A 5417-nucleotide genomic window follows, 5' to 3' on the forward strand; every position below is an offset into this window, starting at 1 on the left:
CTTTGCAACAGTGCCCATAATTTAACCTGTTTTTGATGTTGAATTGAATATATCAAAATCAGGCAATTACACAATCTCGTGTATAGGCTCTCAGAGCAGGGCTTTCGGCTCACTGGTGGCAGCTGATGCAGAAGCCGCTGGTGTTGCGGCTGTAGCAGACTGTGCCACTTTCGCTTCCAGCTCGGCTAGGAGTTGTTCCAGCGCGGTCAGCTTCTCACGCGTGCGCAGCAGCACCTGAGTCTGCACATCAAACTCTTCGCGATTCACGACGTCCAGACGGGTTAAATGTGCCTGTAATGTCTGGCGAATTCTCTTCTCCATATCATCAGCCAGCTCGCGGATCTCTTTCGGTATAGAGTCATGGACCTGACGGGCCAGTTGTTCAATTTTTTTTGCGTCGATCATAGCGGCTTCCTAGTAGCAACGAATTTTACCTTAGTGTAATCCCTGACTCTAAAAGGTTAAACCTGAAATGAATAAACAGGAAATGCCTTAGCCGCTGATAATCTATTTGATGTTTTTGTTCATTGCTCTGCTACTTTTTCAGCGTTATGATGTTTTTGCTTGTTCTCAGGGCGGGGCGAATTCCCCACCGGCGGTAAATCAGCTTAACGCTGAAAGCCCATGAGCGCTTCGGGAGCAATCCTGAAGGACAGCAGACCCGGTGTGATTATGGGGCCGACGGTTAGAGTCCAGATGGGAGAAAGTAACGAATTTTGTCAGGCTTTTGCCTGTCTCGCGTTATTTTTTGTCACTGCATGACATTCCTAAGTATACCCTCTGGTAACCCATAAATTAATTAAGGTTTTTACCATGAATCAGTCGCCTCTTTCTGAATTTGGCACGCCTGAACAGCGTGTAACCCGTGCTATCGAAGCACTGCGCGCTGGCCGCGGTGTGATGGTATTAGACGATGAAGATCGTGAAAACGAAGGTGATATGATTTTCGCCGCGGAAACCATGACCGTTGATCAGATGGCGCTGACCATCCGTCACGGCAGCGGTATTGTTTGCCTGTGTCTGACCGAACAGCGTCTGCAGGAGCTTGAGCTGCCAATGATGGTGCAGGACAACACCAGCGCTTACAATACGGGTTTCACCGTGACTATCGAAGCTGCCAAAGGCGTCACCACTGGCGTTTCTGCTACTGACCGCCTGACTACCATTCGCACCGCGATTGCCGATGATACCAAGCCGAGCGACCTGAATCGTCCTGGCCACGTATTCCCGCTGCGCGGTCGTGCTGGCGGCGTGCTAACGCGTGGCGGCCACACCGAAGCGACCATTGACCTAGTGACGCTGGCAGGCTTTAAGCCAGCGGGCGTGCTATGTGAGCTGACTAATGATGATGGCTCAATGGCGCACGCGCCTGAAGCTATAGTGTTTGCTAAACATCACGGCATGCCGGTTGTGACCATCGAAGACCTAGTGGCTTACCGCCGCAGTCACGAAACGCGTCAGGCCAGCTAAATCCCCGGCATACTTCAAGCTATGGGTGCGTTGGCTCTCTTCGCGCATCCCGGTCACGTACTGATGTACGCTCCGGGGGATCTGCTGCGTTGCCGCCTGCCCATAAATTGATGGTTAGGCGATTCAATCTCCTAACCATCAAGTGGGATGATTTTTTCGGGGCGAGGCATGCCTCGCCCATTTACGCTATTACTCGATAAACGCGTGCGGATAAAATCGTGACAGATCCTGAGTGATCAAGTCGCGATCCTCGCGCAGACCAATTCCCGCAGGTCGATCATTAATCAGCCACGAACCAATCAGCGTATAGCTATCGCCAAACTTAGGCAGCGGATGGAACTGCTGCATAATCATCCCTTCCTCACCGTACGGTCCATCAACGCGGGCAATATCCTGACCGTTTTCCACGATGCGAATATTCGCGCCTTCACGGGAAAACAGCGGCTTCACCACGTATTTATACATGTGCGGCACGTTGTCTTCGGCAAAGTATGCCGGTAACAGGTTCGGATAGTCCGGGAACATCTTCCACAGCAGCGGCAGCAGTGCTTTATTGGAAATAATGCTCTTCCAGCCCGGCTCCAGCCAGCGCACGCCCGCATCGGCCAGCTTGGTGGAGAACATCTCACGCAGCATAAATTCCCATGGGTAGAGTTTGAACAAATTGGCGATCACCTGGTCGTGCTGGTCGGTAAACTGCCCTTTCTCGCCGAGGCCGATCTCATCCATATAGAGGAATTTGCTTGGCAGGCCCGCTTCGGTAGCGCAATCCTGCAGATACTGCACCGTGCCGCGATCTTCATCAGTATCGCGGCAGCAGGCGAAGTGCAGCCAGCTGAAACCGTGCTGTTGGTGCAACTCGGCAAAGCGTTCGATCAGCTTCTCCTGCAGGCTGTTGAACTGGTCGCTACCGACCGGCAGCTGGCCGGCGTTTAGCTGGTCTTCCAGCCACAGCCACTGGAAAAAGGCTGCTTCATACAGCGAAGTTGGCGTATCAGCGTTATTTTCCAGCAGCTTAGGCGGCGTCACGCCATCCCAAGCGAGATCGAGGCGGGAATAGAGCGACGGCTGGCCGCTTTTCCACGACTCGCGCACGAAGTCCCAAGTATGTTTCGGAATGCGAAACTTATCCAGCAGCTCGTCGCTGCCGACCACCATCTCAACCGCGTGCAGGCACATCTGATGCAGCTCGCTGGTCACATCTTCCAGCGTTTCAATCTGCTCTAAGGTAAACTGGTAATAGGCATCTTCACACCAGTACGGTTCGCCATGCATGGTATGAAAACAAAAACCAAACTCCGTGGCCTTTTCTCGCCAGCCTAGGCGTTCAGTAATGGCAATACGCTTCATCAGCGATTAGCCCCCAAAGCTGCGGCTGGAGCCGGAAGCCGCGCTGCTGCGTGACATGCTGGTCTGCTTGGCAACGCTTTCACCAAAGCCGCCGCGCATCACGGTGCTGGTGGTGGCAGGTTTTGGTGCCATGGCGGATTTAGGCACCGTCATGGTACGACCTAGCGTGGCTGCGCCGTAGCTTTTGCCGCTGGCATCGACGAATTTGCCGTTGGTCGGGCTTGCTGGGTTTTTAGAGGAGAATAGCGGCTGCTGCTGACCCGTACCGCCGCCCATCATGCGGCCCATCATGTAACCGGCCATCAGCGGCATCCAGACGCTGCCGCTGGACTGAGATTCTGCATTGGTGGTGCCTACGCCAGCCTGAGCCGGAGACTGCTGACACTGGCCTTCACCAAATTCCGCCACGCAGTCTTCGCGGGTGGCATATTTCGGTGCGGTTTTCACCGCCTCTTCTTTCGCTTTGTTGTAGGCGGTGGTGCACTGTTCGCTCTTGCCCGGGTTGGCGCTCAAACAGTCATCGGCGTTCATATAAGTCGATACGGTTTCGTCTGACCGCTCACAACCGACCAGTATAAATACGGCGGTGACCGCCAGCGCAACCGGCGTTAAATGGCGTGCGCTCCAGCTTTTGCGAAAGGAGGCATGATTAATCTGTTTAGTCCGTTTCATCACTTTTCGTCCTGTGCCCAAAGGTAGTGCATAGGATAGGGGAATAGCGATGAAAAATGAAGCGATGAGGCACGACAGACCGGCGATCTTTACTTAGCTATACGTTTGATTATGAAGGAGAGGTTGAGGCAGGTGGGATCGAAATAAAACGGGGCAGCGTTTGCTACCCTGAGGGGAGATTACTGACTGAACGGATTGCCGCTGCTGCGGTTCGCTGCCGGGCGGTCGGTGACCGCTGCTTGGCGTATAGCTGGGGCGCTTTCATTGACGTCGGCGCGGGCGACTTGCTGTAGATTTTCTGGTGCCACAGCTTTCGGTGAGGTATTGATATCCTTGCCCAGATGGTTATTCAGAGTCGCTAGATCCTGCTTATTTAGCGTACCGAGCGCAGATTTGATGTTCAGCTGGTTGATCATATAGCTGTAGCGGGCGTTAGCCAGCTGCTGTTTTGCTTCATACAGCGTGGTGGTAGCATCCAGCACATCAACGATGGTACGGGTACCCACGGAGTAACCCGCTTCCATAGCATCCAGCGAGCTCTGGGCAGAAACCACGGCCTGCTTGTAAGCTTCGATGCTGCTGATGGAGGCATTCACGTTGTTGAACGAGGAGCGGACGGTCTGCACGGCGGAGCGGTGCGCGCCTTCCAGCTGCTCGCTGGCTGCCACAAACGCATACTGCGCCTGCTTAACCTGTGAAGATACCGAGCCGCCGCTGTACAGCGGCAGGTTGAAGCTTAAACCAACTTGGTTGCTACCGCTGATATTGTCGTTATTAGTGGCAAGATCGCCGCTGTAACGGTTGTTCGACAAACCGGTTGACGCGGTCAGATCCACGGTTGGCATATGGCCAGTTTCCGCAGAGCGGATCTGCTCACGCGCTAGGTCCTGTGACAGGCGGGCAGAGAGCAGGCTGAGGTTGCGGCTCTCGGCTTCTTTCAGCAGCGCGTTAACCGGCTGTGGCTTCTCGGTTTTGAAGTTATCGACATTGAGCGAAGCGAGGATCGGGTAGTAATTCCCGGTCACCTGGCGCAGCGTTTCAACCGCGTTATCAAGATCGTTACGCGCCGTCACCTCGTTGGCTAGCACGGTGTCGTACTGTGAGCGCGCATTCTGCACGTCGGTGATGGCGACTAAGCCCACGTTGAAACGCTGGGTCGTCTGATCCAGTTCACGGTAGATTGACTGTTTCTGCGCTTCGGTGTAGGAGAGGGTATCAATCGCATTCAGCACGTTGAAGTAGGCTGTCGCGGTGTTGAGGAGCAGCGTTTGTTGCGCGGTCTGATAAGTGACATCCTGAATCCTGGCGGTTTTTTCTTGCAGGGTCAGCGCGCGCCATTTTGACATATCAAAAATGGTCTGAGTCAGCTGGAGTGAGGTGTTTTTCGAGGTGCTGTTCGAATCGCGCGCGTCGCGGTAGCCGTTGTTGTAGGCGTAGTCGGCACCCAGCCCCAGCTGTGGTAACAGCGGGCTACGTGCTTCATTAATCCTCTCAAATGCCGCATCGCGATCGGCTGCTGAGCTACGAAGGTCAGGATTGGATAAACGAGCCTGCTGATACACCTGCAGCAGGTTCTCAGCTTGGCTGGCAACACTGAAGCTGCCCAAGCTCAGACCGATGAGTAAAGGGAGCAGTTTGTTCATTTGCATTCCTTAATAGTGCAGCAAAATTGCTACGGTAGCGCTGACATAAGTCAAAAGTTATTACCGATGATAGCAGAGAGTTCCGAGAAGGTAAGTTGGCTGAAAGTGCCATTCTGCCTTAATTTACTTAGATATTTCATTAAGAACCAGACATCCGGCAGATTACGATTGTATTTTACGTTTTGCTCACCATTTCACAGGAGCTGTTGTTATGGCAACAAGTAACAAATACCCGGTGACTTTCACCAAAAACGATGTAGAAATTATGGCACTGTTGCAAAG

Annotated in this window: 5 protein-coding genes and 1 riboswitch; of the genes, 1 reads left to right on the forward strand and 4 read right to left on the reverse strand. The window is 53.4% G+C overall.

Annotated elements, in window-relative coordinates:
- Nucleotides 1–90: 90 nt before the first annotated feature.
- Nucleotides 91–405 carry a ubiquinone biosynthesis accessory factor UbiK gene (gene ubiK, locus BBW68_RS13895; RefSeq protein ID WP_070135799.1) on the reverse strand — a complete coding sequence of 105 codons (315 nt, stop codon included), beginning with the start codon at nt 403–405 and terminating at the stop codon, nt 91–93.
- Between the two features lie 157 nt (nt 406–562).
- A riboswitch (FMN riboswitch) is annotated at nt 563–712 on the forward strand.
- A gap of 101 nt (nt 713–813) precedes the next feature.
- On the opposite strand from ubiK, the gene ribB reads away from it, so the two are divergent.
- Nucleotides 814–1470, forward strand: a complete 657-nt coding sequence (gene ribB / locus BBW68_RS13900) for a 3,4-dihydroxy-2-butanone-4-phosphate synthase (RefSeq protein WP_070135800.1) — start codon at nt 814–816, stop codon at nt 1468–1470.
- Nucleotides 1471–1659: 189 nt separating this feature from the next.
- Here ribB and BBW68_RS13905 read toward each other — a convergent pair whose 3' ends face one another.
- The 3 genes from BBW68_RS13905 to tolC all read right to left on the reverse strand — a co-directional run bounded on the left by BBW68_RS13905 (nt 1660) and on the right by tolC (nt 5135).
- Entirely contained in the window at nt 1660–2820 is a 1161-nt protein-coding gene (locus tag BBW68_RS13905; RefSeq protein WP_070135801.1) for a glutathionylspermidine synthase family protein, read from the reverse strand.
- Between the two features lie 6 nt (nt 2821–2826).
- Entirely contained in the window at nt 2827–3492 is a 666-nt protein-coding gene (locus BBW68_RS13910; protein ID WP_070135802.1) for a DUF1190 family protein, read from the reverse strand.
- Nucleotides 3493–3671: 179 nt separating this feature from the next.
- Nucleotides 3672–5135, reverse strand: coding sequence for an outer membrane channel protein TolC (gene tolC, locus BBW68_RS13915; RefSeq protein ID WP_070135803.1), 1464 nt, complete (start codon nt 5133–5135; stop codon nt 3672–3674).
- Between the last annotated feature and the right edge of the window lie 282 nt (nt 5136–5417).

Source organism: Candidatus Erwinia dacicola (assembly GCF_001756855.1).
In the GTDB taxonomy this organism is placed as follows: Bacteria; Pseudomonadota; Gammaproteobacteria; order Enterobacterales; family Enterobacteriaceae; genus Erwinia; species Erwinia dacicola.

Coding starts and splice junctions, on each gene's coding strand:
- BBW68_RS13905 (WP_070135801.1), bottom strand. CDS start 2,820: ATGAAGCGTATTGCCATTACTGAACGCCTAGGCTGGCGAGAAAAGGCC.
- ubiK (WP_070135799.1), bottom strand. CDS start 405: ATGATCGACGCAAAAAAAATTGAACAACTGGCCCGTCAGGTCCATGAC.
- tolC (WP_070135803.1), bottom strand. CDS start 5,135: ATGAACAAACTGCTCCCTTTACTCATCGGTCTGAGCTTGGGCAGCTTC.
- BBW68_RS13910 (WP_070135802.1), bottom strand. CDS start 3,492: ATGAAACGGACTAAACAGATTAATCATGCCTCCTTTCGCAAAAGCTGG.
- ribB (WP_070135800.1), top strand. CDS start 814: ATGAATCAGTCGCCTCTTTCTGAATTTGGCACGCCTGAACAGCGTGTA.